Genomic DNA, 26,223 nt, shown 5'->3' with positions numbered 1-26,223 from the left:
ACTGCCTAAATTTAACGTTTAACAAGCAACAATAGTTAGGTATATAAAGGGGAGGAGGAGGATGTCAATGAGCCAAATTAAAAAAACAGCCAAAGCGCTACCTGGCTGGACGGTTGAAGAGGAAACGCTTTGGCGCACTTTTACATTTGACCATTTCTTAAAAGGAATTGATTTTGTGCAGAACGTTGCCGCTTATGCAGAAGGCGCCCAGCACCATCCTGTCATCACGATTGACCATACGGCTGTTTCGATAAAGTGGACAACAGTCGATGAAGGGAAACTAACACAAAAGGACATTGACGCCGCACAAGCGTGCAACCAATTTTTCGAAAGCTAAAGGCGCTTGGCTGTTAAATCGCAATATGACGAAGCACGTTGCTCATCTTTTGTGAAAAAGAAGCCGGTTCTTCCACTGACTGGGCGTGTACATACATTAGGACAGGGTCAGTAAAAAGCCAATGGTTGTGGATCGCGCTAATAATGACGCCTTGCTCTGCCAGCCCACGGACGACAACGGGCACTTCTTCCTGCAACAGCACCATTTCTGCTAAATTCAATGCCGTGCCATTTTGGTCCAATGCTTCAAACGTGACGCCAATATGGAGGCTGGCTTTTGTTGGCCTCCCTTGAATGGTTGCATGTAAGCTTCTTGGAATATCGACCGAGCAGACGCCAGTTTGATGTGTTGGCTTCTGCCCGAGAATCACCCCTACTTGTTCACAAGCCGAGTAAAACGTTGTCATCTCCACTTCTCCCCCTCACAGAATTCGCCCTTTGTGATTTATATGTATAAACATAAAAGGACTGCCCTCCACTCCAGGGGGAGCATTTAATTGGGACCTAATTTCCTTCCTCAAACTGTTCGATCTCGCTTTCGCTTATTTCTCCAGCAAATAAAGGCTGAGTAGGCATGACGTGCATGCCTCGAGCAGTCACATGGACTTGTACCATATAAATTCCCGCTTCCTCTAGCGCTAATGGCGTTTGGTATAAACCTGATTCAGCATGGCTTGCTTCATGGAAGTCCGATTCCTCCCTATCGTCATAAGGCCACACTTCAAAGACGACTTCCTCTGCATCATCGACAGGCTCGTCTCCTTGAGTGACTTTCGCCTCAAGGACAATGTTTTCAAGTACAGGCTGTTCTTCTGCCATTTCAAAAGCAACCTCGATTGCTTCTGCCGACAGTGAAGGCGTTTCCTCTTTCTCAGAACAACCGCTTAATGCGACAATACCAAGTACTGTTGCTGTTAACCATCGTTGCTTCATGTTTGTTCTCCTTCCTTAAAAGCGCCAACATCGACTTCTTTAACGCGTACAGTCGCTGTTGTGCCTTTCCCTTCTTGTGACACTAGCTGAAAGGCGCCGCCATGTTTGGCGACAATCTCTTGCACGATTGCAAGGCCCAGGCCCGTACCGCCGTCCTGCCTGCTCCTGCCTTTCTTGACCCGATAAAAACGCTTTTGTACAGACGACAGGTCTGCTTCAGGGATGCCAGCTCCTTCATCTTCAACAACCAATTCTGCCCAGCCGTTGCTTGAAATGATCCGTACTGTAACCGTTGTAAAAGGCGGAGAATAAGCAATTGCATTTGCGAGCAAGTTCGTTAACACTTGCTGCATTCGGTCCCAATCGGCATCAATAATGCTGTCCTCATCCAACTCAAGTTCCAGTTTGATGTGTTTTTGTTCAGCTTGCCAAGCGAATGTAGCTACCGCTTCACGAGCAAGCTCTGCAAATGGGAATGCCTCTTTGTCTAGACGGTAATCGTTGCCTTCTAGCTGAGCCAAATCAAGCAGGTCATTGACAAGGCGATCTAATCGCTTCGCCTCTTTTTCAATAACGGCCATTCCTTTATTTCTTTCAATGACACCTTCCTGAATGCCCTCTGCATAGCCGATCATATAGCTTAAAGGCGTTCTCAGCTCGTGGGCAACATTGGCCAGAAACGCATTCCGTTCTCGATCTACTTGCTCTAATGATTTGGCAAGCTCATTAAAAGAATGAGCCAGTTCCGCAAGCTCATCATGGCTTTTTCCAATAGCAACACGCTTTGAAAAATGGCCATTTTCCATTTCTTTGGCGCTTGCTTTCATTTCCCTTAGCGGCTCTACAATATGTTTCGTCATGCGCTTGCCTGAAACGATGACAAAGAAAGCAGCAAACAACACTGCTGCATAAAGCGCCCACTGGATATCAACAAACGCCTCATAAACAACAGCTAATGGCATTGAAATAAAAATCGCGCCTTCTAATTTATTTTCACTGATTAACGGAAGGGCAATCCCTAGCAACTCTTGTTGAAAACGAGGATGTTCGCGACGAATCACAACTGTCTCGCCGTCCAGCAGACTTTGCCGTTCCTCAAATGTGATCAACTGTGCATCTTCATCGGCTGCAAAAGGGACGCCGCTCGCCAATTCCATTGGATCATCTGTCAGTAAAAATTGAGCCCGGCTTCTTTCATTCGCCCACTCCACTCGTTCATATAGCTCTTCCGACAAACCTTCCTTTTCATAAAAGGACACAATGGCGCTGCCCTCTTCCATAAACTGTCCAAGTTGTTCGTCTACATAAAGCTTTTCATACAAAAACGCGATTAAAAAACCACCAGAGACGACAAAGGCCAACGCGGCAGTGCCAATGGCTAGCCAAATTTTTGTACCAATGGACAAGGGCTTCATTCGCTTCCTCCAAATTTATAACCGACACCCCAAACGGTTTCGATAAAACGGCCCGCCCCATTAAGCTTTAAGCGCAACGTTTTAATATGCGTGTCGACCGTCCGCAACGAACTAGCAGCTGTATCTGTCCATACTCGCTCAAATAAATGCTCCCGTGAAAAAGCGCGGCCCGCGTTTTCAGCTAAAAACAGCAACAATTCGTATTCCCGCCTTGTCAGGCTAATAAGCGTTCCAGCAACGGTTACAGACCGGCCGTCTTTATCAAGTTCAAGTTCTTCAAAAACAAGACGTCTGCCACGCCTTTTATCCATATTCGCACGGCGCAACGCTGCCTCTACACGGGCCATTAATTCCTTTGGGCTAAATGGTTTGACCATGTAGTCATCGGCACCGGTTTTAAGGCCACGGACTTTATCAGCTTCATTGCCTCGTGCTGTCAGCATAATCACAGGGAGTGAATGCCTTTGCCGAATACGCTCACAAACGTGAAAGCCATCCATCCCTTCCATCATGACATCAAGAATAACCAAGTCGATCGCTTCCTGTTCAATCCGCTTAAGAGCCTCGGCGCCATTATCAGCTGTCAGCGCCTGGTAAGATTCTTTACGTAAATAGGTAACTACAAGCTCAAGCAGCTCAGGCTCATCGTCAACGACTAGCACTGTTTTAGCTCCCATCTTCTTCCCTCCCTGGGGCAACGGAAATCGCATAGGGCCCTGCCCCGACAGACACCTCATCTGTCAACTCAAAAGGGTCCTTCTGCAATATGGACAATGTGTCGCTGTCAAAATTGCTTACGAGCAACTCTTTTCCAAACAAATAAATATAATTAGGATTTTGCCCGACTTCTGCTTTGGCAACGACCGTTTGCGTGGCACGGTTTACTTTATAGACGTGATGGTCGCCATGAGAGACCACATAAAAATCGTTTTCCTTGCGACTGCCTGTCATTGCGATCGGCATCAACCCAACTTCAATCTCAGCCTTCATCTCGCCTGATGCCACTTCATAACCGCGAATCGCGCTATTTAAGTTGCCTGTGGGGCCGTGCCCACCAGTCCATAGCAATTCGCCATCAAAAAAAAGCCCTGCTGGACGTTCGCTAACTGGAAAAGAAATGACTTGTTCCATTTTCTCCAAATCAAATACAGCAACATCACTTTTGTCAGCACATAGGACAAAAAGCAGTCCACTTTCATCAGCCAAAAGCTCTGATGGGGAGCCCTCTAGTGAAAACGTCCCCATTACATCGCCATGTTCCACACTAACCAACTTGACTTCACTGTTGTCCGTATCGGCTACCGCTACGGCGTCACGGCCAGGAAGCGCTGTCATTGCGGTCACGGCTTCATCAAACTGGGCAAGTTCGTCAACGGTTCCGCTGATGGTGTCAATGGCCAAAAGTTTTGTCCCTGTTTGCGCTAAAGCGACCATGCGTCCGGAATGGATACTGACAATTTTACTCCAAGGCTCGTCTATTTTCTCGGTTCTTACTGGGCGTTTATGACCACTCTCTAGAAAAGCAAGAGCAGGTTCTTTTAAATGGGTGACAACCGCGTATGGTTCATTTCCCTCAGGCAACGGAAGCGACTTCTGATCGCATCCGGCAAACAAAAAACAGAACGAGGCCACTAGCATAACTGCCTTCCAGTTCACGAGTTTTCGCCTCCTTTTTCGCCAGTATAGCGAATAAATGTGAAGAAAGTGAGAACTGGGAATGCTTTTCCTCAATTTCAACGATACCAGAAGGGAATGAAAAAGCAAGGCGCCTACATCTGGACGCCTTGCCAAAGAAAGAAATAAGCACTGTGGAAAATTTGATCAATCCTCTAGTACGGTTTTCTTGCGCTGCTCTCGTCTTTTTAATTGCAAGAGACAGGCACCCTTATTCAATCGCCCGGCCATGCTTTTTTAATAGCAGCTGTACAGCTGCCATCGCCACTACAACAACCGCCATCGCAAGCAAGGCAGGGTAAAAGCTGCCAAACGTATCGGAAATCGCGCCAACCGCAAGGGGGCCGATCGCAGCAAGAATGTAGCCGCCTCCTTGATTCATCGCGGACCATGCACTCGCTTCTTGGGGGCTATTGGTTTCAACAATCGGGAGCATTAAAGCGAGAGGGAACAGCCCACCGGCGCCAATGCCAAGTAAAATGGCAGCAGGAAGGGGGTGAAACCCAGCGAGCAAAATGCCGATCCCAGCTAATTCGAGCATGCTGCAGCCAACCAGCACCGTTGTCAAACGGCCAAATTTCGCAACGAATGTCGGCAACACCATCGAAGTCGGAATTTGAATCAATGTAAACACGGTAAGCATCGCCGCAGCAGTCGATTTGCTATAACCCATATCTTGGACAATTGGTGCAATCCAAGCTGTCACTGAATAAAACATACTGGACATTAACGCGAAAAACAATGTCACTAAAATGGCCCGTTTGTTTTTTAATGGCAATCTCGCTTTCGCTGCCGTTACTTCTGTGCGTTTTTGCAGCGCCAATTTGATCCAGAACGTTAAAGCCGCAATGCCAAGAATGGCCCAACTAGCAAGAGCGACACCCCAATTGTGGCTCGCACTGTTGTAGATTGGCACAGACAACCCAGCGGCTATTCCCGCTCCTGCTGCCATCGAGACGGAGTAGATACTGACAAGCCCTGGCCGCGTTGGGAAATACTGTTTAATAAAACCAGACAAGAGCGGACCGGCAATGCCGATGCCGACTCCTGCCAAAAAAGCTGTTCCAACCAAGACGATGACTGAACCTGTGATTCCCCGCACGGCGGTGGCCGCAGTTAAAAGCAACAAAGAAAGAAAAATGGCTTTTTCCAAGCCGATCTTTTGACTAATCTTCGCCGCAAAGGGTGCAAAGATACCCATGCACAGCACAGGTAATGTCGTCAACAAGCTTGACGCCAGCCCACTCATTCCTAGTTGTTGCTGAATGGTATCTAGCAACGGAGCAACGGACGTAATCGCAGGCCGCATATTAAGAGACGCTAAAATGAGCGCTAAAATCAAATAAATGGTCCGCATCTTTCAATCTCCCTACACAAATAGAATCGATTCCAGTTGAATCGTTTCAAAAAAAAACCTATTTCATATAAGTAAGCATACTATTTCGCTCTTCTAAGTAATCCGACACCCATCATAACACTTTTTTCAATGTTTTGGCGTTAAATGTGCGCTGAGTTCTCTAAAAAACTTTCAGATTGCTTTTGCTCGCTTATGCCAAAAAGCAAAAAGGAGCGCCTTCAAATGAACGCGAAATAAAAGGTTGCAAACAGGGTGTTGACACGAATTTCTTTCAGGAGTATGATTCACTTAAAAATCGATCATTCCCTTGATTGATTCACCGCCTGCCTGCTATAAATTTTCTTTAGCAGAAGGACATCAATCATGGTGAATTTAGTAGTATCCCAAATTTAAAGAGGTTATTGTCATGAACCGTGTCCCAAAACTTATCAAATTTCCAAAAGAGCTTGTCCAACGTGTTGAAGACTACCGAAAACAACATAAGATCAGGACGTTTTCAGGCGCCGTTTATGATCTATTAAAAAAGGGCCTGCAAGGCGCCAACGATAACGACAACGCCCGTTAAATCGCTATCCACATGTAAACGGTGTTTTAATACCGTACGCTAGCTGATGCCAGAATCCCCAACTTTTTATTGTGTAGATCCTCTTCTTCTCTAATCCTTTCCTCCTTTACCGCTGTGAAACGTTCCATTTCCTTCTTTCTTTCTGAGCCATCCGTCTTTAACGTCCATTGAAAAAACGCCAATTGTCAGGCTCAAAACGTGAAACATTTTTTCTTATTATCCGTATGGGAAAGTAATGAATAAACAAAAGGAGGAAGCAAAATGAGTGTTGCCACGAATCAAGGAGACTTTGTAAAAGTCGTATTTGTTTTCCAAAAGAACGAACAAGTAGAGGAAGTAACGCTTAACTCCGCTCAATTAACAGCGTTGCTACACGCCAAACAAGTGTGGATTGAATCGTTTGCCGATCATTTTAAAATCGAGAACAGCGTATGGTCTTACGGGAATCAAAATGTCTCTTTGCAGATTTATTTGAAGTGATTGCAGTTTCAAAGAAGAAGGGGGACGTGCAATTTCATTTCATGTTTTTGACCAGTCAGGAGAGCGGACTGTCAAATAAAAATTCATTGAGCATGATAACGATGTTTACGATATCAAGTACAAAGAATTGCTTGACATGACGCTTTCAAAACTTGTGGCTTATTTTGAGTAAACCCTTAAAAACTATACAATCAGGATCGACAGCCATAGGGGCTGCCGGTCCTTTTTTTCTCCCTCTTTTATATTAAACAAAATAACGACAGTTGAATATCGCAGTGTCTTCTTTTATGCTAGTTATGTGGAAAATCATAGAAGGTGACAAGCTACAGGACACGCTCATATGCTTCTGCTCTCCTACTGGACTATGGCATGCCAAAAAGTCAATAAAGCAAAAATGCGGAAGTACGCGCTAAACTTTAAAAGCAGGGGTGGTGCAGTGATTGATAATATATGTATTAGTTGCTGGAGAAAATACACAGGAAATGAAGTAGTCGATAACACCATCAAAGAAAATTGATAATGACACTGGTAATGATTTAAGAGAAATTCCAACTACGTAACAACAGAAACTACTACAACTGTAAGACTATGGTCTACAGTGAGTTTTTTTAGAAAAAAAGTTAATTTTTCTTATTAACAAAATGATAGAGGTGAAAATATATGAAGAAAACGATCACACTTATTACGTTGACGTTTGTAATGATGGTTTGTTTAGCTGCTTGTGGGGATGATACTCAAGATCTCGACAAAAATAATGAGCAAAAGAAATCTACTTTGGAGGGTGATAGTCAAAAAGACGATGGTATAGACGAGAAATCTGAAACAACAGAGGATGAGGAATCTTCGGATGTAGGAGTCGATGTTGAGTCCGATGATCAACTAGATTTAGGAATTGGTGGTACAGGAACATTTGATACGACATTAGGAACATATGAGGTTACGTTAGTATCAGCGAAGCTAGAAGATACTATTGATGGCGCATCCTCAGAATTAGATAGATTCATCCTATTAGATTTGACTGTTAAAAACACAAGTGAAGAAGAACAGAAAGTTGAAGATTTATTGCATTCACTTGAAGTAACAGATTATCTTGATGGTAGTGGTTTCTCAGATGCATCGGAGCATTTTGATAGTATAGAAAAAATGTCAGGAGTAATTGCTCCCGGTGAAGAAATGTCAGGTCAATTTGTTACATTTGTTTATGACGCCGATGAGTACTATTTTAGAAAAGACCCGGGTAACGTTGCAGCTGGAAGTAGTAATCAAGTTATTTGGTCGATTAAAGCCAGTGAAATTGAAAATGAAGCGTAATCATCATTGATTGGGACAATCCCCCACGTAATATTGAGCATGATACCTCTTAAAAGTGCGGTCAAAGCCTCTGGCGTTTATTCGTTCTTAGACTTTATTGAACTCTTGGAATAAGACGTTAACAGACTTTACATAAAGGCTTTTAAAGAGAGCAGTCCGCTTTTCAAAATGAGCAAAAGAGTAATCGAAGAATAAGAGATCATTCTAACGATAAAAAAGAGAGCTTCCCCAAAAGCTATATAGCCCAAAGCTGAGGAAGCTCCCTTTTTGTACATCTGCAATGGTTAACGATTTACAATGGAAGCTGTTGAAAAAGCGAAATCGCTAGAATGATTGTGGATAAGGAGCCAGCCGATAGTAATGTTATCATTTTTTGCCAATTTATTTTTTTTGAGGGCTTTACAGCCTCTTGGGACACCGCTATCCATATCACAATAGAAAAGATCGCTATGATCGTAAACACCTCTGTAGACATATTGAATACCTCCTCTATTTCCAAATTTAGCATCCACGAGCTTCTTTAAACGGAGAAGCCTGTTCAGCCGGTTTTTTAAGCAGCTTGCAGACGTTTTCCAATAATGAGCAAAAACAGACCGATTAGTACATATGTCCACCAGGCAAAAGCAAGAGGAATGCCCCAATCTGGCAATAGAAATGCAATGCCGACCATGGCCATAAAAGCAACAGCACCGATCAATCCTGCTTGTGCATATTGCCATTTTGAGTTTGCCCGTTCGGTAAAGAGATTTCTCCTTATTTGTTTAAAAATCCAATAAATGGCGATGCTCGCGAAAACAGCGATCATCATTAACGTAACCATCAAACTTCCCGCTACGACGGCAGGAGCTTTCAGCCCGAATAAAGGCAAAACCAACTTGCCAAGCCCTTCTACCAAACTAACAATGCCGATCAGGACAACGAATTGGGCAATGATAAATTGGGCGACATTCCGTTTCTTTTCTCGCGGCAGTTCTGCAATTAATTCTTCTGCGTAGTCCTTCGGGTTGCCTCCAAATACATCCTTCGCCGTTTTTCCATCCTTTTGGCTGTCTACAATATGATGCAACATTTCCATCAAAATCTGTTCACTTTCATACTCTGCAAGCCGCAAGTCTGTGCGAATATAAAGCATCATATCTTCGTACAATTTTAAGTTGTCTGGTGTGAGTTGCTGGCGCAAGCGGTTGTTTTCTTCAATTAACGCCTTTATTTCCTTTCGATTGTTTCTAAACATTTGCTTGGTCCTCCTTTAACATTGTTGACACAGGGTTGGCAATTGCTCCCCACTCCGCCCGCATTTGCAATAATTCGTTTTTTCCTTCAGCTGTCAAAAAATAATATTTGCGTTTCGGGCCGCCACTTTCAGATGGCCTCATTTCGCTGTAAACCAGCTTCTGTTTTTGTAGACGCAAAAGGATCGGATAGATCGTACCGTCGCTAATTTCTGGCAAGCCGCTTTCCTCAAGTTTTTGCGCGAGTTCGTAACCGTAAACGGGCTGCCTGTCAATCACTGCTAGTATGCATGCTGGCAATACTCCTTTAAGCAGCTGGCTTCTTATTGCCATTTTCTACTCCTTCCCCCTCTACTTTGTTATGCAAGATAGTAAGGGTTAAACCAACTACTTTGCAATGCAAAGTAGTTGGTTTAACTATATCCTCATTTGCCGATTTCGTCAACATTTTTTGTAGGTCGCAAAAAATTTATCAAGAAAAAAATAGAAAAAGATGCATAAAACAGAGCAATTGGGGAATACTAAAGCTGTATTCCCCAACTCCCCCTTTAGCCTCCAACTTTGGTTGGAGGTTTTTTATGCATACTTTGAAAAGACAAACATAGAATCAAAGTTGCAAGGCGGACTTGCGGTTATCAATAAGAACCCCATTGTGCGCGCCAAACTCCACAAACTGCCTTATCGAAACGCGTAATCACGAACGAGCTCGTTCGCATATTTCTATATTAGGTCGACTTAGCCGATTGTTTGTAAAAACATCGCTGAATATATCTCGATGGGAATAGCCTATTCGCATTTAGTTGAAAAAGCAGGCATTGCCACGGATAATAAAAGATAGATACAAAGAAAACAAGTTGCATGGCTTCATCTATTGGAGGTGGATGATGAAAATCTCGCAACTCGATCCGGCTACCCTTACTGACGAGCAGTTAACGAAGCTCCTTTACGATTACAAAAAAGATGACGGCAAAAGCGGTGACTGCATTTTCGTCCCTGGCAGCAGCAGAGCGGTCGAGTATCGTGTGCCTAAAGCCGTTGAGCTTTATAAACAGGGCCGGGCAAGGAAACTATTGTTTTCTGGCGGCGTCTCTTGGGACGAGACCAAAACGCCAGAAGCCGTACTGATGAAAACAAAAGCATTGTCACTCGGGATTGCTGCCAAAGATATTCTTGTGGAAGATCGCTCGCTCCACACGAAAGAAAACGTGCTCGCCTCCTTGCTTGTGCTCGACCGGGCTATTGACTTGCACCGAATCAAGCGGCTGCTCCTTGTTACCGCGTCTTACCATATGCCACGAGTCTATTTGATGATGCGGACATACATGCCAAGCTGGATCGAATACTCTCTTTGTCCAGTCGACGACAAAACCACAACTGCTGAAAACTGGCACCTCTCTCCTTTTGGGAGAAAACGGGTAGAAACAGAAGCACGGAAACTCATTTCATATGTACAACAGGGCATTATTAAAGAATATCCCCTTTATAGTGAAAACAGCCGCTAAAAAAGCCTATGCGTTCGCATAAGCTATTTTTGCGGCTAACGTGTATAGTACATTAACGCAATGGCCCCTGGACCTGTATGCGTGCTAATAATCGGAGAGGTCTCGAGAATGGACACAGACAGGTCGGCGCGTACCTTTTTCAGGCTATCAACGATTTTTTTGCCAAGCTGCTCGGCTTCAATATGGGCAATGCCGACAGCGCCAATTTTTTTGCCAGCCGTCTCTAGATGGAATTTTTCTGTAAAAAACTCCACTACTTGCTTGTAAGTCCGTTTGGTCGCAACAGGTGTGTACGTGCCTTCTTTCAGAGCGGCAATTGGCTTTATTTTTAGCAACGAACCTAGCAATGCTTTGCCTTTGCCAATCCGGCCGCCCTTTGCCAAGTATTCAAGCGTATCGACGGCTATATATAATGACGTCTTTGCACGAATTTGTTCAATTTCCGCTAAAATGCGTTCCAATGTTTCCCCGGCAGCCGCCATTTCCGCTGCTTCTTTCACTTGAAAGGAAAGGGCAGTGGAGATGAAATGGGAGTCTACCACTGTAACGCGTCCGTCCATTTCTGCTGCAGCCATTTGTGCAGATTGTACGGTACCGCTCAACGCCTCGGTCATATGAAGAGAAAGGACTTGTACCTCTTCTCCTTCCTCAAGTAGACGCTGATACACATCCATAAATACGCCGACTGGGGGCTGTGAGCTTTTCGGCAAGGCACCGCCAGCGGTAAGGAGTGTCGCAAATTCCTTTTTGGTTATATCGACACCGTCGAGATACGTTTTTCCGCCAATTTCAATGGAAAGAGGGACAACGGTGATGCCAAGCCGTTCCATTTCTTGTTTATCTATATCGCAAGTAGAGTCAGTGACAATTTTTATGTTGGCCATCCAAACCTCCCTTTCTAGGACTTCTCAAAAATAAGCCTTACTTTTAGTATGACACACTGCTGCTGTTCGTGTAAACGCGGAGCAGAGGGGGCAATGACTTCCTTAGTCTTCCTCTTCCAGCGTCAAACCGTCTACATGTTTTTTCGTTATTTGTTTTTTCGTTTCCCGGTATTCTTTGCTTTTAAACAGAATATCAAAATCATAATCAGGCGGATACAGCTCAGTTGCCGGAATCGCTAGCTTCAGCCGTTTATGGTTCAGCTCCTGTTTTTCCCCCTTTACCTGCACAACGTAATTTCCATTTTTATCAGGCCCTTTATAGACAATTGCATGTTCACCTGTCGCAATCACTGTCACCGCGTCTCCTTGTCGAAAGGAGGCAAGCTTTTCTTGGCCTGCTTTTTGCGGCGTTTTCTTTCTCGTCCGAGCATATTTATTGGCCACTATTTGTTTCTGATAAGCTGCTTGTTTTAATTGTTCGTCACTAAATGCTGCTGAGTATGAACGTTCTGTTTCGTAAGTGAGCATATGGGCCCGTTCAACCATTTTCGGATGCAAACCTAGTTTGATCGCAATATCAAATGCCTGGCTTTTTCCGCTTTCCCCAATAATTAAGCGGTATGTCGGCGCAAGTGTGGCCATGTCAAATTCCATCGCTGCATTTACGAATCCAGGCGTCCTCGTAGCAAATTGTTTAATTTCGCTGTAATGGGTCGTTGCCATCAACGTTGCTCCTTTTTGAAAGAGCTGTTCTAAAATGACCGTTGCCAGCGCCATCCCCTCGCCTGGGTCTGTGCCTGAACCTAGTTCATCAATGAGGATCAACGACTGGTCATTCGCCTGGCGCAAAATAGCAATAATGTTGACCATTCTTGAACTGAATGTGCTCAAGTTGTCTGCTATGCTTTGCCCATCGCCAATGTCAACAAACACTTGCCGAAAAATCGCAATCGAACTCTCTGGCTCAGCAGGAATCGGCAACCCACTTTGCGCCATTAACGTCAGCAAGCCAACCGTTTTAAGCGTCACCGTCTTCCCGCCTGTGTTCGGGCCTGTAATGACAAGGGCCCGTTCGTGCTCATCCACTTTTATAGAGAGAGGGACAGCTTTGTCGCCAAGTTTTGGATGGCGAGCATTACGTAAGTCAATCCTGTATTCTTCATTCAATGTGGGAACGGTAGCGTCAATCGAAGCGCTATACTTCGCTTTGGCAAATAGGACATCATAGTGGTGCATCGTTTCGATAGCGATGTGAATCTCCGTTTCATGGTTGAGCACCATTTCAGTCAGCTCATATAAAATTCGTTCTACTTCCGCCTCTTCAGCGATTTGCAGCAGTGCCCGTTCCTCTTGCATTTCGCCTAAAGCAGTTGGCTCAATAAAGAGTGTTGCCCCGGAAGCTGATTGGTCAACCACCGTGCCCTCCACTTTTGTGCGAAACTCTTTTTTTACAGCTAGAGCAAGTTGCCCCCCTCTGTCCACAATCGTTTTATCCTGCAAGTAAGGAGCGTAACGCTTATTGTTGACAAGCTGTTGGGCTTTGTCTTTTAGTTTTGTTTGAATGATTTGCAGTTGCCGGCGGACGTAAGCCAAATCACTTGAAGCATGATCATCCACTTGGCCAAGGCGTATGCACGCGCTTAGGCGATCTTCCAACGCTTGAAGATCGCCAATTGAAAACGCATAAGCGCTCACAATCGGGGCAATCGTTTGTTTGTCTTTCATAAACCGTTTTAATTTTCGGCAATGGTCTAGAAAAGAAATGACATGCGTAAGCTGATCGGCACGAATATAGAGCCCTTTATGGGCTTGTTGCAAATAACTTTCTAGTTCATTGGCTGAATGAATCGGCACACTGCTGCTCCTCGCTACAATGGCCATTGCTTCTCTTGTTTCGTTCAACTGCTGGTCCAATCGGTTCCGCTCATAAAGGGGGCACATGTTTAAAATTGCTTGTTTGCCTGTTTCTGTTCGCGCATAAGCAGCGATATCAGCAAGCAGTTCATAAAAACCAAGTGCGTCAAGCGTCTGTTCGTTCATGTAATTTCCTCCTTTTGAAGTTTGATCATTTAGCTACTCTCCATAACAACAAAAAAGCCGCCATGAACAATCGCTCATGACAGCAAGGTAAACAGATGGCAAGTAGCCATTGTTTTTTTGACAACGCAAAAAAACCATGACACTACGCCATAGCAAATTTATCCTTTTAGCTATGATCACGTGTTCTTAACTGTTCTGAAAACGCGCAAGCTAAAGAAACGCTCAACTGCTGCGTTTTTTGCGCTTTCCAGCTATCCAATTACGGATTAGTTAAGAACCACCAGATACATAAAAATGTCCCCCTCTATGAAGGTTAATACCTCTTCAACATACCACCAGGAAACGGTTATGTCAATCGATGTTCCACGTGTAACAAAAAAACAGCTCACGCCTGCCATACATACAGCAGGCGTAATCTGACCTGGGGGTTACATAATGTAGGAGAGCAAATGCCCTTCTTTACCAGCTTGCTTTTTTGACACCAGGAATTTGCCCTTTATGGGCTAGCTCCCGAAAAGCAATCCGAGACAATTCAAAGTCGCGCAAAACGCCGCGTGGACGGCCGGTCTTCCGGCATCTTCTTGTTAATCTGCTTGGGGAAGAATCCCGCGGAAGCTTTGCAAGTGCAAGATAGTCGCCCTTTTCTTTAAGTTCTCTCCGCTTTTTAGCATACTGGGCAACAAGTTCTTGCCGTTTTAATTCCTTTTGTACTTTTGCTTTTTTCGCCATTTTTCTGGCCTCCTTAAATTGAAAATCATTATTATTACGATTTAATTAGCACGTGAAACCACCCACGGAAACGGATCGACAAACTGGCTCCAATCTTGCGAAAGCTCCTCATCGGTCAACAGGCATTCTTGCAGTTCTTTTCGAATTTGTGCTTCGTCCATGTCGATGCCAATAAATACGATTTCGTTGATACGGTCACCAAAACGGTCATCCCATTTGCTAGCGATATCCGGATGGTTTTGCTTCATATAGACTTTTTCAGCCGCAGGCAAACTGTCAATCCAATACGCAAGGGGTTGCAAGACAGCTTGCGGTCCCGCTTGCGACAGCTGGAGTGCCAGTTCTTTGCGGCTTGCTACCCAAACAGTCCCCTTTGCCCGTGTCACTTCGTCAGGGTAATGGTCGCACCACTGTTTAAAGCGCAGCGGATGAAATGGCTTTCTATCTCTAAATACAAAAGAAGAGACGCCATATTCATCGGTTTCTGGAACATGTTCATTTTCCAATTCCTTCTCCCATGTTTCATGGGCCATCGCTTGCTCCTCATTAAACAATCCTGTGTTCATAATTTCGTTCGGATCTACTTCCCCATTTACCGTTTTAATGATTTTTGCATGGGGCTGCAAATGTTTTAAAAAAGAAACAAGTTTATTCACTTCTTCTTCCTCGAGCAAGTCAACCTTGTTCACGATCAGCACATCACAAAATTCGATTTGATCGACGAGCAGCTCTACGATTGTGCGTTCATCTGTTTCGTCTGTGCCTTGATTGCGGTCTAGCAACGTCTCGCCTGAATCAAAATCTTTCCAGAAGCGGTATGCATCGACAACCGTCACCATCGTATCAAGCGTACATAATGTTTTTAAATCGATGCCTGTCCCTTCATCTTCATACGTAAATGTTTGTGCAACTGGAACAGGCTCTGAGATGCCTGTTGATTCGATTAATAGATAATCGATGTCCCCGTTTTCTATTAAACGCCTGACTTCAACGAGCAAGTCCTCTCGCAATGTGCAACAAATGCAACCATTAGACAGCTCTACCAGTTTTTCCTCTGACCGCGAAAATCCCCCTCGCTCTACTAAATCAGCATCAATGTTGACTTCACTCATATCATTGACTATCACGGCAATCCGCTGCTGCTGTTTTCTGTTATTCAGCACATGGTTCAACACGGATGTTTTCCCGGCTCCTAAAAAACCGCTTAACACAGTCACAGGTACGTTCATTTGCTGCCTCCTAATTACAAATCGTAATGATTACGAATTATAACAGATAAACGAACATTTCGCAACCGTCTTGTAGACAGCACACTCCTATAATGTAGTGTAGTGCTATCTCTAGTCCAAATTAGAATGTTAATCATAAACTGAATCCCAGTTGCTTTTGCGTGTATTTTAGAATCGCATTTTTACCCTGTTTTAAGCATATGTATAACAGTCGCACAATTTTCCCAATCATATGTCCAATTGCCATAGGGGATACAAGCTGCAACGTGGAATGAAGCCCGATATCAATACCTACAAAGAATTGGTACATCTTCCTTTTTCTCTTGTTCTTCTTTTGATTCATTGATGTCATATAATTCCTATTGTCTAGTTATTAATTCTCTTAGGAATAACACCGAAAAAAAGAAAACCCCTTTATTTTATTAAAAGTCGGTAAAATTTAAAGAATCTGATATATAAATATCTAAGTATAATGTATTAAGAAAAGGACAGATAAACAGGAATTATACCTGCTTGTATCTATCCTGTTTGTACAACATAAGACCACATTTACTTCTCCAACATTAAATTTTCCACCACAACTATCGCGCCCTATATTGGAATAACTAACATATTTGCACCTTATTCTTTCGCTAAGGCTACACTTTAATGACAAAAAGTAAATATTATTATAAACACTCATAAAAAGCATTCCGCAAAGCTAATTCACGGGGATCATCAAACATATACATCCCCACTTTTGTCATAGCATAAGCAAAACCTACTTTATTTTCTGGGTCTGCAAAACAAAATGAACCACCTGCTCCTGGGTGACCAAAACATTTAGAAGAACCATAATTTGAACCTGACTCTATTGGTTTAAAAAAGCCTACTTGAAAAGCAGTATCAACAGTTTGTACTACATCTTTAAATCCATACTGAGTTGGCTCAGGTTTACTCATCATTTCTTCAAGAGTATCCTTATTAAGATTTAAAATAAGACCACCATTTGCAAATTCGCTATATATTTTAGCCATATCGCGAACTAAACCTATACCATTGCCAGAAGGAAATTCAATTTGCCGCATTTCTCTAGTATTGAAATTTGAATGTGCTAGTATATTTTTAGAATCAACCATACTTTTACTAGTTAATGATTTAGGATTCATAAATGCAATTAATAAACTCCTCGGAAGTGTATGGAAATTTTTAAATAAATCTAATACAGAACTAACTCCTTTAATAGTAGACATTCTAGAATCATCGATATAACCTGGCAAACCAATATAAAATTCCGCTTTTAGAGGTTTAGCAATTTCATCTTGAAAAAAATCCCTTAGTGAACGATTTTTAGGATCTGTTCTTTTAATTAGTTCACTAATTAACCAGCCAATTGTCCAACAATGATATCCATGTCTAGTCCCTGGTTCCCAATCCGGCCCTTTCTTTTCCAATTCGGTTATTATATTACTAGTATCGAAATCTCCGATTTTATTTAGAGGAAGATCCTTAATAGTGCTTAACCCCGCTTGATGGTTTAACAACTGTCTAATTGTAATATTTTCTTTACCATTTTGACCGAATTCATTCCAATAGAAAGATACTTTTTCATCATATTCAAAATATCCTTTGGAATGTGCAATAGCAGCTGCAAGTGCTGAAAAACCTTTTGTAGAAGAAAAAACCGTTACCAATGTATCTTCTTCCCAGGCTTCCTTTGTTTTATGATTTTTTATCCCACCCCATAAATCAACGACCTTCTCACCTTTCAAATAAATGGAACAAGCTGCACCTAGCTCTCTTCTTTCATTAAAGTTTTTAATGAATTCCAGTCTTACTTTCTCAAAACCCTGTTTAACATAACCGTTTATTAGCGAACCATTATTCAGCTGTATTTTTGTATATTCCATCTAACCCCTCCTACAGTATTTATACGAAACTGCATTTCAAAATGTTCCTTAGAGAGTTAGAAATCCTTGATAATAATCGCTTTTTTAAAATTATTTGCTTACGTTAGTTTAAAAGATAGTTTTCAATATATCTTTACAAAGTTTCTAAGTTCCTAAATTTATTATTCCAGAAAATGGCCTTTAGTGGAATAAACATCACTGCTTACATATTCACACTATAGTCTGTTATTTATTTGATTATAATTATTTTCTAAGGTCCTCAATGCTACCCCATCTGCGATACGCCTTCCCGCTAAAGGCTATGTTTTCCTTCAAAAAACATTAACTACATACACTTATTTTCTCTGTTTAATACTTTTTCGCAATAGTATGTAGTTCTATATTGTTAACTAGTTTATTTTTAAAAGACGATGGATATTGCTTTTCAAACAAATAAAACAGCCCGAGAGTGGTTTTCTCGGGCTTTGTACAACTAGGCTAATTCTAGGGCGATTTCCATCATGTTCGTGAACGAGGTTTCCCGCTCTTCAGCAGTTGTTTCATCCTCTTTAAATATATGGTCGCTTACTGTCAAAATGCAAAGCGCATTAACGCCAGCCTGTGCAGCATTCATATACAAGGCCGCCGCTTCCATTTCAATGCCTAAAATTCCCATATCACACCATTTTCCTGCTGCGTCTTTATCGGCATTATAAAATGTGTCGCTGGAAAGGATGTTGCCGACATGGACAGGCACGCCTTTTTCGTCTGCCGCTTTTTTCGCTTTTTCGAGCAACGAGTAAGAAGCAATCGGCGCGAATGTACCTGGCAAGTGATATTGGCTTACATAGTTGGAATTGGTTGATGCACCCATTCCTAGAATAACGTCATACAAGTTCAAATTATCTTGAAGGGCGCCGCATGACCCAATACGGATCAAATTTTTAACGCCGAACATATGAATGAGCTCATACGAGTAAATGCCCATGCTCGGCATTCCCATTCCTGTTCCCATGACAGAAATACGCTTGCCGTTGTAAGTGCCGGTAAATCCGAACATATTGCGGACGCTATTAAATTGGACGACGTCCGTTAAAAAACGTTCGGCAATAAATTTAGCCCGGAGCGGATCTCCTGGAAGAAGGACCGTTTCCGCGATCTCTCCTTTTGCATTAATGTGAGGGGTTTGTTTGAATTCTGTCATTGCCAATCTCCTTTAAGCTTTTATAGACACACATTCTTCCAAAAGCAGTATAGTCAGCCGTTCTTTCTCCATAATAGTAAAATCAAATCGTTCACGCAATGAGCACTAAAGAAACAGGAACGGATTCGCGTGCAATTGTTGCATCTAGTACTTGACCTCTTTTACGTATAGCTTCGCTTCCTGAACATCCTGTTGAATTACTTATGTACGTAAGGTTTTTCTCGTTTTCTCGTTGTGTTAATTTTCTCGAAACCCGTGTGTCAATTAGTTGAAAAACATACACATTATGCCCTTGGCCGCCACGCTTCCGCTGAGTTAGCCCTTCAGTTGGAATTGGTTGCGAAGTAGCTTGTGACTTAGCCTTTACAGTAGCATGTAATTAATTATCCTTCAAAATAATTCTTATATTTACAAAAGATACTAAACTACTTATGAGAAATAGAAATAAAACTGATAATGAAAAAACGATTCGGAAATTATCATTTATTATAAGCCCTAGAGAAAACGCAGCTAAGCCAAGACCTACTATTGAACACAGCATCAACCTACTCTGTTTAAATGATTTACTAGCTATTAAATGTTTCTTTTTATTTATGAGAACTAATCCTAAAACAAAAGAAGTTAAAAATGGAACTAACGCAAATAAGTTGACAGTGCTTTGATATATAGGAACTATGAATGCAACTAGACCGCCTAATAACAAAATTAGGGTATACGTAGTCGTTCCATTCATTTTTTCTGTTAGTTCAGCATTCGAACTTTTATATTCTTCAATGTATTTACCAGCTAATTTTTGAGGTGTTAGAAATTCATTTGATAATTCAGTCGCAATTTCTCCTTTACTATAACCAGAGTCCTCAAGTTCAGATGATAAATCTTGCATATGTTGTCTAATCTCATTAATCACATTATTTCGGGCATGGGGGGGTAGATCACATAAATAATTAGATAACTTCTCGGTGTATTCCTCAATAAAATTCATCGTCATTTATTTTCCCTCCTCTATCAGGCTCTGTAGCCGTTATTTCTTTGTTCAAATTACGTTCGGGACCTTTTCCTTTCTCTTTTTTCTCTACATAAGAAATAATCCATCCTTTTTCATGTAATCAATTTAAAATTGGATAAATCGCCCCTCCAGCTATACTCAATACTTCTGTTTTTTTCAACTCCTTCGAAATATCCATGCATATCTTTTTTGTTCAGTAACATTAAGATAGCCAATTCATAAATTCTTTTCGGTATTGTGTAATCCATTTACCTTTAGTCATAACACAACTATATACCATTGGTATATAGTTGTGTTCCAAATTATTCAATGTGCTTCTTCTTGCCTGAGCCATCGTTTCAATACGTGCGCTTGATGGTTTGTGTGGTTACGAACATCTTACACGAGGGTTCCATGAGCTGTCTTTCTTTAGGCGCACTTCAGAGTACAATTCGTCATAAAAAAGAGGCTGGACAAAAGCCAACCAAGAAATTAAATGTTTTTCCCTCATTGTTCATATCTTTCACTAATGGTTTCGGCACACCTGTTGTTTGAATTTCAACCATACGCCAGTATTCTTCAAATCATTGAGCTGTTGCTTGCTCTTTAAATGTGTTTCTCATGGCTTTACTCTTTTTTAAACGTTTTGTTGCTTCTAACTGTGTCAATCGGTCGAACGACACTCTCGATGTACTCACGCTTCGCTTCAAGAAATGGCGGCAAAGATAACTTTTCGCCTAGCGTTTCATACGGTTCGTCGCCCATAAAACCAGGTCCGTCCGTTGCAAATTCAAATAAAATTTGCGGTGAGACCCGTGCATAAAGGGACTCAAAGAAATGACGGTCTACATAACCAGAAGTATGGAAGCCAAGCTTCTCCATATGTTCCGTCCACTGATTAAGCACAACTCGGTCTTCGACACGAAAAGCGACATGGTGGACAGCACCATAGCCTTGGCGGGCCCGGGGAAGAACGTTATTATGTTCCACGATGACTTGCGCCCCATTCCCTCCTGTTCCGACTTCAAACAAATGCAGCGAACCTTCTGCAGCGATTTCTTTAAAGAAAAGCGCCTGCTCCAATACTTGTTTAAAGAAATCAAAGTTGGCCACTCTAATAAAGATAGGACCTAAGCCAGTAATCGCATATTCAAGTGGCACAGGTCCTTTTTGCCACGGCGTGCCAGATTCAATCCCTTGGTTGTTTTCATCTGAAATCAATTGGTAGCGTTGCTCGTCGAAATCAACGAATGCCAGCGTCTTTTTCCCAAAAAGCGTTTTAATGCCTGTATGTTTAACGGCTAAACGGTCAAACCGCCTTTCCCAATAAGAGAGCGCCTCATCGGTTGGAACGCGGAACGATGTTTGATAAATTTCATCTGTGCCAGGGGAGCTTTTTGGTATGCCTGGAAAATCAAAAAAAGTCATGTCTGTGCCGGCACTGCCTTTATCATCTGCAAAAAACAAATGGTATGTTTGGATATCGTCTTGGTTCACTGTCTTCTTAACAAGGCGCATCCCTAACACGTACGTAAAAAATTCATAAATTTTTTCGGCGCTGCTTGTAATCGCTGTTACATGATGGATGCCTTTTAAACCGTTCATTGGGCATGGCCCCTTTCAGTTAATTATCTCTAATTCAATTATATTAAATTCGAAATAAATGTCAATAACCTTTTCAAATCCAAATGTATGAAACAAAAAACGGACATTAAAAAGACCAGTTGAGAGTAAATTCAACTGGCCTCAAACTGTCGACTTGTCGACACCTTTTTTCTAATGTCTCTATGAATGGGCTAGAGGGCCGCCAGCTTGAAAAAAGCGATCGACACGCTTTTCAACTGCTTCATCTTCGACTAACGGCGGCGCATGGTGCCCTTTTTTTCTCGCATCAATGATTAACGCATCGCATCCCCAGTGTTTATGCTCAATAAACGAATTGATGCCATACGTGTCATGAGAAGGGTTGCTGCGGGTAAACGTCACCCATAAAAAGTTGGCAAGCGATGCGCTCACAAACTCACTGTCATCACATAGGACTAGAAGCGGACAGCTTGGCAGGGAGCTTTTCTTAGCGATCGCAGCAGTTAACCCGTTTAATTCTTGCTCAGCTTGCTCATAATTGGAAAAAGCGGTCGTTTCAATCGCGACTACGCCTGGCATTACGTAGCGTACTTTCCTGATCTTGTCACATTCATCAAGTTCTGCAGGGATGGCCGTACATAGCTCACGCAACTTTTCACCGTAAGCAGCAAGCACCACTTTGCTTCCGCTATTTAACCCTGTTCCACTATAATCAAGCGTATCGATTGTCGTGTTGGTTTGAAAATGAATGTCGCGGCGCAAATCAATTCGTTCCAAAATATATTGGAGGAAAGTAGCTTCGTCATGGGTGCTAATCGGCTCGTCCTTTTCTGCGGTAATAAATAAATACTTTGCTAAACTAAGTTGGCCAAAGCCGAGAATCGCATTGGCTATCGTCAACAATTCCATCGGCTGTTTCACTTTTTGGTACGGTGTATATCGCTCGCTGCCAATCGCAAACAGGAGTGGGTGGACACCGGCTGCGTCTACCGCATGGACTTCTTTAACGCCAGGCAATTCCTGTGTGACTGCGTCTCCAGTAAGTTCATGGATCAATGCGCCAAATGTCGTATCCTCTTGTGGCGGTCGGCCCACTACTGTAAATGGATAAATTGCGTTTTTACGGGCATAGACTTTATGGACTTTCATTACTGGAAACGGGTGCGTCAAACTATAATAACCTAAATGGTCGCCAAACGGGCCTTCTGGCTTCGTTTCATTTGGATAAATGTCCCCTGTAATCACAAAGTCAGCATCATGGCTAACAGCATAGCCATCAACATAGCCGTATCGGAAGCGGCGTCCAGCCAGCAATCCAGCAAACAGCATTTCGCTTAAGCCCTCTGGCAGTGGCATCACTGCTGACAATGTGTGCGCCGGTGGACCGCCAATAAAAATGCTGACTTTTAGCGGTTCGCCTCGCTTCGACGCCTTCGTCTGGTGGACGCCAATGCCCCGCTGGATTTGATAATGGAGCCCAATTTCTTTATTTGGCTCATAGTCGTTTCCATTCAATTGAACACGGTACATTCCTAAATTGGCGTTCATCAACCCTGGCTTATCTGGGTCCTCGCTGTACACTTGCGGAAGTGTGACAAATGCGCCGCCATCATCTGGCCATGAATGGACAAAAGGGATGTCCGAAAGAGAAATCTCTTCAAGTTGTGAGCCATTGAGGCCAGGTTTCCGCATTGGCAGCGCTTTTAAAGCGGATAAACCGTTGCCGATCTGTTGAAGGGGGCGTTTAGCCGCTTTCATCGGATCATCGCGCAATGCGATGACTTGTTCGACTTTGTGCCAATTTTTGCGGAACAAGAACTTGCTCCGTTCCATTGTCCCGAATAAATTGGCTACAGCACGGTACTTCGATCCTTTTACCCGTTCAAATAACACAGCGGGCCCGCCCTCTCGATAAAGGCGCCTTTGAATCGCCGCCATTTCCAAATACGGGTCCACCTCTTCTTGAATGCGGACGAGGTGGCCATGTTTTTCCAAATCAAGAATGCATTCTTCTAAGTTCTCGTACATAACCGCCACCTTTGAAGCCCTATGTAAGCTTCTTCCTTTCTTCAGTCTCTTACTGCCATTATGGGCAAAACGAACAAACAGGTCAACTGAGAGAATAAGGCGAAAAAATGGCGAAGCTGTTGGCTTCGCCTGCTTACTACACCTTTAATGCGACTTGAAAAGACGCTTCCGTTTTTTCTTGTACTTCTTCTAACGATACGCCTTCTTGCAATTCGGTCAATGTCATTGTGCCGTCCTTAAATTCGAAGACGGCTAATTCCGTAATTAGCAAATCGACAATCCCTTTGCCGGTTAGAGGCAATGTACAGGCCTTTTTCACTTTCGTTTCTCCATATTTATTGGTGTGGTCCATAATGACGACCGTTTTCTTGGCGCCTTGCACCAAATCCATGGCGCCGCCCATTCCTTTCACCATTTTCCCTGGAATCATCCAATTGGCCAAGTCGCCATTTTCGGCGACTTCCATGCCTCCTAGTATCGCCAAGTCAATATGACCGCCGCGAATCATCGCAAACGATTCGGCACTGTCAAAGTAAGAAGCGCCTACCTTTGCCGTCACCGTCTCTTTGCCAGCGTTAATTAAGTCGGGATCAACTTCTTCCTCTGTCGGATAAGCGCCAATCCCTAGCAAGCCATTTTCCGACTGGAGCATGACGTGGACATCGGCTGGAATGATATTGGCGATGAGTGTCGGCATGCCGATGCCTAAATTGACGCACATCCCGTCTTTTACTTCTTTTGCCGCCCTGTTCAAAATGCGTTTTCTTGTTTCTTTCATTGTCCGTTCCCTCCTTCCACCGTTGCCACAGTGCGACGCTCAATCCGTTTTTCAAAGGAATCACCGACAAAGATATGCTGCACATAGATGCCTGGAGTATGGATCTGGTCTGGGTCAAGTTCGCCCAATTCGACGAGTTCCTCTACCTCGACAATCGTTACTTTGCCAGCAGCTGCTACGAGTGGATTGAAGTTGCGTGAAGTCTTCCGGTAAACGAGGTTGCCAAATGGGTCTGCTTTCCACGCTTTTACTAAAGCAACGTCACCAACAATGCCACGTTCCATAATATATCGCTTGCCGTCAAACGTTTTCTCTTCTTTTCCTTCAGCGACTGGTGTATCGACGCCTGTTGCTGTATAAAAAGCGGGAATGCCAGCGCCACCTGCTCGAAGCCGCTCAGCGAGCGTCCCTTGAGGCACAAGTTCAACTTCCAGTTCGCCGTTTAAAAATTGCTGTTCAAACCGTTTGTTTTCCCCTACATAAGAGGCGACCATTTTGTTAATTTGCTTGTTTTCAAGCAGTTGTCCAAGGCCAAAATCGTCGACGCCGCAATTGTTGCTGACAACCGTCAAGTTGGAGGCGCCACTGTTTTTCACAGCGGCGATTAAATGCTCGGGGATACCGCATAACCCGAAGCCGCCTACTACTAAAGTGGAACCGTCTTTGATAAACGCCATTGCTTTCTCTGTCGTCGGAATGATTTTATTCATCTTTTCATCCTCCCCTGCAATATGTTTATGCACCCATGAGGTTTAAAAAAACATTAGGCCAATGGAAATTGGCACAAATGCCCAAAAAAGCAATATGACACAAAAGCCCATAATGTCACGGACTTTCAAGCCTGCGATCGCTAATAATGGCAAGGCCCAAAATGGTTGGATCATGTTCGTCCACGCATCCCCCCAAGCGACAGCCATAGCTGTTTTCGCCATATCAGCGCCAAGTTCCAGTGTTGCCGGAATCATAACCGCGCCTTGAACAGCCCATTGCCCCCCACCAGAAGGGACAAACATGTTAAGCAAACCTGCGCTAAGAAACGACCATAGCGGGAGCGTTTCTGCTGTTGAAATCGAGACAAACCAAAGGGAAAGCTGTTCGGACAGCCCTGAGCCAACCATCATTCCCATAATGCCAGCATAAAATGGGAATTGAATCATAATGCCTCCGGCATTTTTAACGCCTTCGCCAACTGCTGTTAAAAAGCGCCTTGGCGTACGATGGCATAAAAGGCCCAAGAATAAAAACATAAAATTGACAATATTAATGTTCAAGTCAAGGCCGTTTTTAATGAAATAAAACACGACATACGTTAATCCAAGCAGGGCAATTGCAAGTGACACCCATTGACTATTTTCCAACTTTTCCGCTGGTGTTTCTGCAACAGTCGCCGCTTCCTCGCGTTCTTCTTCAGCAAATAGAGCTATGTCGACTGTATGAGAAGAAGTCGACGTTTTGAGAAGAAAATAATTCACGACAGGCAAGCTAATTAAGAAAGCGCCCACAATAAAAAGGTTGGCCGGAGACAGCAATGTATCGGCAATCGGAATCATCCCCATTACATCTGCCAAAAAGTGGTCCTCTGTTGCAATTGTAAGAGGGATAGAAGCCGATAATCCCCCATGCCATACAAGAAAACCGCTGTAGGCAGCCGCCACCAGTATACGATAGTCGACGCTTGGTACTTGGCGAACAACGTGCCTGGCAAAAAGCGCGCCGACAACAAGGCCAAAGCCATAATTGATCAGACAAGCAATGCTGGCCACAAACGTTACAAGCACAATTGCCTGGCCTGGCGTTTTTGCCAATACTGCCAACGTTGATAATAGGCGCTTAAACAGCGGTGTATTCGCCAAAATGTAACCGGTTACAACAATAAGCGCCATTTGCATCGTAAAGGAAAGCAAATCCCAAAAGCCAGAGCCCCAATAATCAACCATTTGTACAGGCGAAGCATCTGTAACAAACACGCCCAATATAAAAACAAGAACGGTTAACAATACCGCAAACAAAAAGGCATCTGGCAAATAGCGCTGCACGATGCGGTCAAACCACCTAGTAACGGCCGCAAACAAGCATAGCGCCCTCCTTT

26 protein-coding genes are annotated in these 26,223 nt (G+C 43.3%); 5 read left to right on the top strand and 21 right to left on the bottom strand.

The annotated features are described in order from the left end of the window. The first annotated feature begins 67 nt into the window (after nt 1-67). A complete protein-coding gene (locus N6H06_RS00650) occupies nt 68-337 on the top strand; it encodes a 4a-hydroxytetrahydrobiopterin dehydratase (RefSeq protein WP_064505243.1) in 270 nt (89 codons plus the stop codon). Nucleotides 338-350: 13 nt separating this feature from the next. On the opposite strand, the gene N6H06_RS00645 is transcribed toward N6H06_RS00650, so the two are convergent. From N6H06_RS00645 to N6H06_RS00620, 6 genes are all read right to left on the bottom strand, one after another. Beyond that, nucleotides 351-743 (bottom strand): DUF1259 domain-containing protein, encoded by a 393-nt coding sequence (locus N6H06_RS00645; RefSeq protein WP_062744779.1) that lies wholly within the window; start codon nt 741-743, stop codon nt 351-353. Between the two features lie 97 nt (nt 744-840). After that, entirely contained in the window at nt 841-1,269 is a 429-nt protein-coding gene (locus tag N6H06_RS00640) for a FixH family protein (RefSeq protein WP_263705406.1), read from the bottom strand. Beyond that, complete coding sequence (locus N6H06_RS00635; protein ID WP_263705405.1) at nt 1,266-2,684, bottom strand: sensor histidine kinase; 1,419 nt, start codon at nt 2,682-2,684, stop codon at nt 1,266-1,268. Before N6H06_RS00635 ends, N6H06_RS00640 begins: the two co-directional genes overlap by 4 nt. Further along, a complete protein-coding gene (locus N6H06_RS00630) occupies nt 2,681-3,361 on the bottom strand; it encodes a response regulator transcription factor (protein ID WP_062744774.1) in 681 nt (226 codons plus the stop codon). The genes N6H06_RS00635 and N6H06_RS00630 overlap by 4 nt, the downstream gene beginning before the upstream one ends. Further along, nucleotides 3,351-4,340 (bottom strand): YncE family protein, encoded by a 990-nt coding sequence (locus tag N6H06_RS00625; protein WP_263705404.1) that lies wholly within the window; start codon nt 4,338-4,340, stop codon nt 3,351-3,353. The genes N6H06_RS00630 and N6H06_RS00625 overlap by 11 nt, the downstream gene beginning before the upstream one ends. 229 nt (nt 4,341-4,569) lie before the next feature. After that, nucleotides 4,570-5,715: an MFS transporter gene (locus N6H06_RS00620; protein WP_062744772.1), complete on the bottom strand. Its 1,146-nt coding sequence runs from the start codon at nt 5,713-5,715 to the stop codon at nt 4,570-4,572. A 406-nt stretch (nt 5,716-6,121) separates the two neighbouring features. Between N6H06_RS00620 and N6H06_RS00615 the strand changes: the two genes are divergently transcribed. From N6H06_RS00615 to N6H06_RS00605, 3 genes are all read left to right on the top strand, one after another. Continuing rightward, the gene (locus tag N6H06_RS00615; protein WP_176471735.1) at nt 6,122-6,280 is read left to right on the top strand and encodes a hypothetical protein; all 159 of its coding nucleotides are present in this window, start codon (nt 6,122-6,124) and stop codon (nt 6,278-6,280) included. A gap of 261 nt (nt 6,281-6,541) precedes the next feature. Next, nucleotides 6,542-6,760: a hypothetical protein gene (locus tag N6H06_RS00610; protein ID WP_062744770.1), complete on the top strand. Its 219-nt coding sequence runs from the start codon at nt 6,542-6,544 to the stop codon at nt 6,758-6,760. Nucleotides 6,761-7,420: 660 nt separating this feature from the next. Continuing rightward, the gene (locus N6H06_RS00605; protein ID WP_062744768.1) at nt 7,421-8,071 is read left to right on the top strand and encodes a DUF4352 domain-containing protein; all 651 of its coding nucleotides are present in this window, start codon (nt 7,421-7,423) and stop codon (nt 8,069-8,071) included. 292 nt (nt 8,072-8,363) lie between these two features. Here N6H06_RS00605 and N6H06_RS00600 read toward each other — a convergent pair whose 3' ends face one another. The 3 genes from N6H06_RS00600 to N6H06_RS00590 form a co-directional block, all read right to left on the bottom strand. Further along, complete coding sequence (locus N6H06_RS00600) at nt 8,364-8,546, bottom strand: hypothetical protein (RefSeq protein WP_263705403.1); 183 nt, start codon at nt 8,544-8,546, stop codon at nt 8,364-8,366. Nucleotides 8,547-8,621: 75 nt separating this feature from the next. Further along, nucleotides 8,622-9,305: a DUF1129 family protein gene (locus N6H06_RS00595; protein ID WP_212954633.1), complete on the bottom strand. Its 684-nt coding sequence runs from the start codon at nt 9,303-9,305 to the stop codon at nt 8,622-8,624. Then, on the bottom strand, nt 9,298-9,636 hold the full coding sequence (locus N6H06_RS00590; protein WP_094424491.1) for a PadR family transcriptional regulator: 339 nt from the start codon (nt 9,634-9,636) through the stop codon (nt 9,298-9,300). The genes N6H06_RS00595 and N6H06_RS00590 overlap by 8 nt, the downstream gene beginning before the upstream one ends. 551 nt (nt 9,637-10,187) lie before the next feature. Here N6H06_RS00590 and N6H06_RS00585 point away from each other — a divergent pair. After that, nucleotides 10,188-10,805 carry a YdcF family protein gene (locus tag N6H06_RS00585; protein WP_263705402.1) on the top strand — a complete coding sequence of 206 codons (618 nt, stop codon included), beginning with the start codon at nt 10,188-10,190 and terminating at the stop codon, nt 10,803-10,805. A 35-nt stretch (nt 10,806-10,840) separates the two neighbouring features. Here the strand turns inward: N6H06_RS00585 and N6H06_RS00580 are convergent, their stop codons facing one another. The 12 genes from N6H06_RS00580 to N6H06_RS00525 all read right to left on the bottom strand — a co-directional run bounded on the left by N6H06_RS00580 (nt 10,841) and on the right by N6H06_RS00525 (nt 26,206). Then, nucleotides 10,841-11,689 (bottom strand): DegV family protein, encoded by an 849-nt coding sequence (locus tag N6H06_RS00580; RefSeq protein WP_062744760.1) that lies wholly within the window; start codon nt 11,687-11,689, stop codon nt 10,841-10,843. Between the two features lie 102 nt (nt 11,690-11,791). Then, nucleotides 11,792-13,729 (bottom strand): endonuclease MutS2, encoded by a 1,938-nt coding sequence (locus N6H06_RS00575; protein ID WP_263705401.1) that lies wholly within the window; start codon nt 13,727-13,729, stop codon nt 11,792-11,794. A gap of 459 nt (nt 13,730-14,188) precedes the next feature. Continuing rightward, nucleotides 14,189-14,458 carry a 30S ribosomal protein S14 gene (gene rpsN / locus N6H06_RS00570; RefSeq protein WP_263705400.1) on the bottom strand — a complete coding sequence of 90 codons (270 nt, stop codon included), beginning with the start codon at nt 14,456-14,458 and terminating at the stop codon, nt 14,189-14,191. Nucleotides 14,459-14,499: 41 nt separating this feature from the next. Further along, the gene (locus N6H06_RS00565; RefSeq protein WP_263705399.1) at nt 14,500-15,687 is read right to left on the bottom strand and encodes a GTP-binding protein; all 1,188 of its coding nucleotides are present in this window, start codon (nt 15,685-15,687) and stop codon (nt 14,500-14,502) included. A 668-nt stretch (nt 15,688-16,355) separates the two neighbouring features. Then, the gene (locus N6H06_RS00560; protein ID WP_263705398.1) at nt 16,356-17,576 is read right to left on the bottom strand and encodes a serine hydrolase domain-containing protein; all 1,221 of its coding nucleotides are present in this window, start codon (nt 17,574-17,576) and stop codon (nt 16,356-16,358) included. 472 nt (nt 17,577-18,048) lie between these two features. Continuing rightward, complete coding sequence (gene deoD / locus N6H06_RS00555) at nt 18,049-18,759, bottom strand: purine-nucleoside phosphorylase (RefSeq protein WP_263705397.1); 711 nt, start codon at nt 18,757-18,759, stop codon at nt 18,049-18,051. Between the two features lie 379 nt (nt 18,760-19,138). After that, a complete protein-coding gene (locus N6H06_RS00550) occupies nt 19,139-19,747 on the bottom strand; it encodes an HAAS signaling domain-containing protein (RefSeq protein ID WP_263705396.1) in 609 nt (202 codons plus the stop codon). A gap of 624 nt (nt 19,748-20,371) precedes the next feature. Next, nucleotides 20,372-21,349 carry a ring-cleaving dioxygenase gene (locus tag N6H06_RS00545; RefSeq protein WP_263705395.1) on the bottom strand — a complete coding sequence of 326 codons (978 nt, stop codon included), beginning with the start codon at nt 21,347-21,349 and terminating at the stop codon, nt 20,372-20,374. A gap of 180 nt (nt 21,350-21,529) precedes the next feature. Then, nucleotides 21,530-23,356, bottom strand: a complete 1,827-nt coding sequence (locus tag N6H06_RS00540; RefSeq protein WP_263705394.1) for a UbiD family decarboxylase — start codon at nt 23,354-23,356, stop codon at nt 21,530-21,532. A 136-nt stretch (nt 23,357-23,492) separates the two neighbouring features. Beyond that, complete coding sequence (locus tag N6H06_RS00535; RefSeq protein WP_263705393.1) at nt 23,493-24,134, bottom strand: 3-oxoacid CoA-transferase subunit B; 642 nt, start codon at nt 24,132-24,134, stop codon at nt 23,493-23,495. Next, nucleotides 24,131-24,844, bottom strand: coding sequence for a CoA transferase subunit A (locus N6H06_RS00530; RefSeq protein ID WP_263705392.1), 714 nt, complete (start codon nt 24,842-24,844; stop codon nt 24,131-24,133). The genes N6H06_RS00535 and N6H06_RS00530 overlap by 4 nt, the downstream gene beginning before the upstream one ends. A 42-nt stretch (nt 24,845-24,886) precedes the next feature. After that, nucleotides 24,887-26,206, bottom strand: a complete 1,320-nt coding sequence (locus N6H06_RS00525; protein WP_062744744.1) for a short-chain fatty acid transporter — start codon at nt 26,204-26,206, stop codon at nt 24,887-24,889. Between the last annotated feature and the right edge of the window lie 17 nt (nt 26,207-26,223).

The sequence above is a fragment of the Shouchella tritolerans genome (genome assembly GCF_025770735.1).
In the GTDB taxonomy this organism is placed as follows: domain Bacteria; phylum Bacillota; class Bacilli; order Bacillales; family Bacillaceae_D; genus Shouchella; species Shouchella tritolerans.
Note: the sequence above shows the minus strand (reverse complement) of the source record. Positions and strands in the feature narration are given on the sequence as shown.

Excerpts from the sequence above, each read along its gene's own strand:
- N6H06_RS00635 (WP_263705405.1), bottom strand. The coding sequence starts at position 2,684 with ATGAAGCCCTTGTCCATTGGTACAAAAATTTGGCTAGCCATTGGCACT.
- N6H06_RS00550 (WP_263705396.1), bottom strand. The coding sequence starts at position 19,747 with ATGACGATGAATTTTATTGAGGAATACACCGAGAAGTTATCTAATTAT.
- deoD (WP_263705397.1), bottom strand. The coding sequence starts at position 18,759 with ATGACAGAATTCAAACAAACCCCTCACATTAATGCAAAAGGAGAGATC.
- N6H06_RS00535 (WP_263705393.1), bottom strand. The coding sequence starts at position 24,134 with ATGAAAGAAACAAGAAAACGCATTTTGAACAGGGCGGCAAAAGAAGTA.
- N6H06_RS00605 (WP_062744768.1), top strand. The coding sequence starts at position 7,421 with ATGAAGAAAACGATCACACTTATTACGTTGACGTTTGTAATGATGGTT.
- N6H06_RS00640 (WP_263705406.1), bottom strand. The coding sequence starts at position 1,269 with ATGAAGCAACGATGGTTAACAGCAACAGTACTTGGTATTGTCGCATTA.
- N6H06_RS00585 (WP_263705402.1), top strand. The coding sequence starts at position 10,188 with ATGAAAATCTCGCAACTCGATCCGGCTACCCTTACTGACGAGCAGTTA.
- rpsN (WP_263705400.1), bottom strand. The coding sequence starts at position 14,458 with ATGGCGAAAAAAGCAAAAGTACAAAAGGAATTAAAACGGCAAGAACTT.
- N6H06_RS00595 (WP_212954633.1), bottom strand. The coding sequence starts at position 9,305 with ATGTTTAGAAACAATCGAAAGGAAATAAAGGCGTTAATTGAAGAAAAC.
- N6H06_RS00545 (WP_263705395.1), bottom strand. The coding sequence starts at position 21,349 with ATGAACGGTTTAAAAGGCATCCATCATGTAACAGCGATTACAAGCAGC.
- N6H06_RS00560 (WP_263705398.1), bottom strand. The coding sequence starts at position 17,576 with ATGGAATATACAAAAATACAGCTGAATAATGGTTCGCTAATAAACGGT.
- N6H06_RS00530 (WP_263705392.1), bottom strand. The coding sequence starts at position 24,844 with ATGAATAAAATCATTCCGACGACAGAGAAAGCAATGGCGTTTATCAAA.
- N6H06_RS00575 (WP_263705401.1), bottom strand. The coding sequence starts at position 13,729 with ATGAACGAACAGACGCTTGACGCACTTGGTTTTTATGAACTGCTTGCT.
- N6H06_RS00600 (WP_263705403.1), bottom strand. The coding sequence starts at position 8,546 with ATGTCTACAGAGGTGTTTACGATCATAGCGATCTTTTCTATTGTGATA.
- N6H06_RS00580 (WP_062744760.1), bottom strand. The coding sequence starts at position 11,689 with ATGGCCAACATAAAAATTGTCACTGACTCTACTTGCGATATAGATAAA.
- N6H06_RS00615 (WP_176471735.1), top strand. The coding sequence starts at position 6,122 with ATGAACCGTGTCCCAAAACTTATCAAATTTCCAAAAGAGCTTGTCCAA.
- N6H06_RS00630 (WP_062744774.1), bottom strand. The coding sequence starts at position 3,361 with ATGGGAGCTAAAACAGTGCTAGTCGTTGACGATGAGCCTGAGCTGCTT.
- N6H06_RS00645 (WP_062744779.1), bottom strand. The coding sequence starts at position 743 with ATGACAACGTTTTACTCGGCTTGTGAACAAGTAGGGGTGATTCTCGGG.
- N6H06_RS00540 (WP_263705394.1), bottom strand. The coding sequence starts at position 23,356 with ATGTACGAGAACTTAGAAGAATGCATTCTTGATTTGGAAAAACATGGC.
- N6H06_RS00650 (WP_064505243.1), top strand. The coding sequence starts at position 68 with ATGAGCCAAATTAAAAAAACAGCCAAAGCGCTACCTGGCTGGACGGTT.
- N6H06_RS00610 (WP_062744770.1), top strand. The coding sequence starts at position 6,542 with ATGAGTGTTGCCACGAATCAAGGAGACTTTGTAAAAGTCGTATTTGTT.
- N6H06_RS00590 (WP_094424491.1), bottom strand. The coding sequence starts at position 9,636 with ATGGCAATAAGAAGCCAGCTGCTTAAAGGAGTATTGCCAGCATGCATA.
- N6H06_RS00620 (WP_062744772.1), bottom strand. The coding sequence starts at position 5,715 with ATGCGGACCATTTATTTGATTTTAGCGCTCATTTTAGCGTCTCTTAAT.
- N6H06_RS00565 (WP_263705399.1), bottom strand. The coding sequence starts at position 15,687 with ATGAACGTACCTGTGACTGTGTTAAGCGGTTTTTTAGGAGCCGGGAAA.